General features: G+C 65.3%; 1 protein-coding gene and 1 pseudogene. Both read left to right on the top strand.

The window, feature by feature from the left end:
• The first annotated feature begins 68 nt into the window (after positions 1 to 68).
• Positions 69 to 413, top strand: a complete 345-nt coding sequence (locus tag DMB80_RS27760; RefSeq protein ID WP_111512757.1) for a transposase — start codon at positions 69 to 71, stop codon at positions 411 to 413.
• A 125-nt stretch (positions 414 to 538) separates the two neighbouring features.
• Positions 539 to 1,148 (top strand): annotated as a pseudogene (locus DMB80_RS27755) (DDE-type integrase/transposase/recombinase); the annotation flags it as partial.

The following is a 1,148-nucleotide window of genomic DNA, read 5'->3' as shown; positions in this document are numbered from 1 at the left end:
TCCACTGACTCAAACTTTCTGTCAGGGTCGCCGGAGAATGATGGTGACACGTCCAGAAGGAGTGTCAGATGGCCAGATCGCGAAAGGCGAAGGTCAGCGCCGAGGAGAAGACCCGTTTGGTTCTGGCGGTGTTGGCGGGCGAGATGTCGGGTGCCGAGGCGGCCCGGCGATGCGGAGTGTCACCAGGGCAAGTGCTCAAGTGGAAGTACCAGTTCCTCGAGGCGGGTGCCGAGCGGATGCAGGAGGTGCCCAGCGGCGCCGCGCACGGGGCCGGCAGCCCCGAGCAACGTCGGCTGCGCCTGGAGAACGACGAGCTCAAGCTCGCCCTGGCCGAGGCGACGGTTCAGTTGCGGATCTGGCAACGCGGCGCAGCCCTGGCCGACCAAGTCCCTTCCAAGACCTCGAAACCCTAAGAGAAGCAGCGCAACTGCCGGTTTCGAGGTTCGCGCCGTTAGCCGGCATCCCGGAGCGGACCTATCGACGCCGGCTGGCGCGCCTGCGAGCCGGAAACCCTGAGAAAGGCCCGTGGCCGGCGCCTGTGGTCGACCAGATCGAAGCCAGAGCAGCGAAATACGCCGAAGAATGGCCAGCCTGGGGCTACCGCAAGATCGCGGCTCTGATGCGTGCTGACGGATACGAGGTCACCAACTCCTCAGTCCAGCGAGCGTTACGTCGTCGCGGCCTGCTGCTGCCTCACGGCTTTCGCGCCGATCGCAAATCCTGGGCAGCGCTGCGTCGACGCGTCTTCCACGACCCGCCCACTGAACGTAACCGGGTCTGGCAGACCGACTTCTCGGAGTTCGAAACAGCCCACGGTGGGATCTGGCGCATCAGCGCTGTCATCGACTACGTCACCAAATACTGCCTGGCCATCACGGTGACCCCCACCGGTCGGGGCCGCGACGCCGTGCACTGTGTGCGCCTGGCAATCGAGGAAGCCACCCGGGTACTCAACCTGGCCGATCTGCGCCAGGACCGAGGCGAGATGGATGTCCTCGACGCTGAAGAGAACGTCATCGGTCGAGCCCCGGCCCCCATCGCACTGGTCTCTGACAACGGGCCCTGCTACCGCGGGAAAGACTTCCAAACCCTCTTCGCCGGCCACGACCCCGTCCTGCGCCACATCCGCACCCGAATCAAGTCACCAC

This window comes from Mycobacterium kyogaense, from assembly GCF_003254575.1.
GTDB lineage: Bacteria > Actinomycetota > Actinomycetes > Mycobacteriales > Mycobacteriaceae > Mycobacterium > Mycobacterium kyogaense.
The sequence above is the reverse complement of the archived record's forward strand: the minus strand, read 5'-3'. Positions and strand labels throughout refer to the sequence as shown.

What these genes read in the sequence shown, in the direction of transcription:
- DMB80_RS27760 (WP_111512757.1), top strand. Translation starts at nt 69, where the DNA reads ATGGCCAGATCGCGAAAGGCGAAGGTCAGCGCCGAGGAGAAGACCCGT.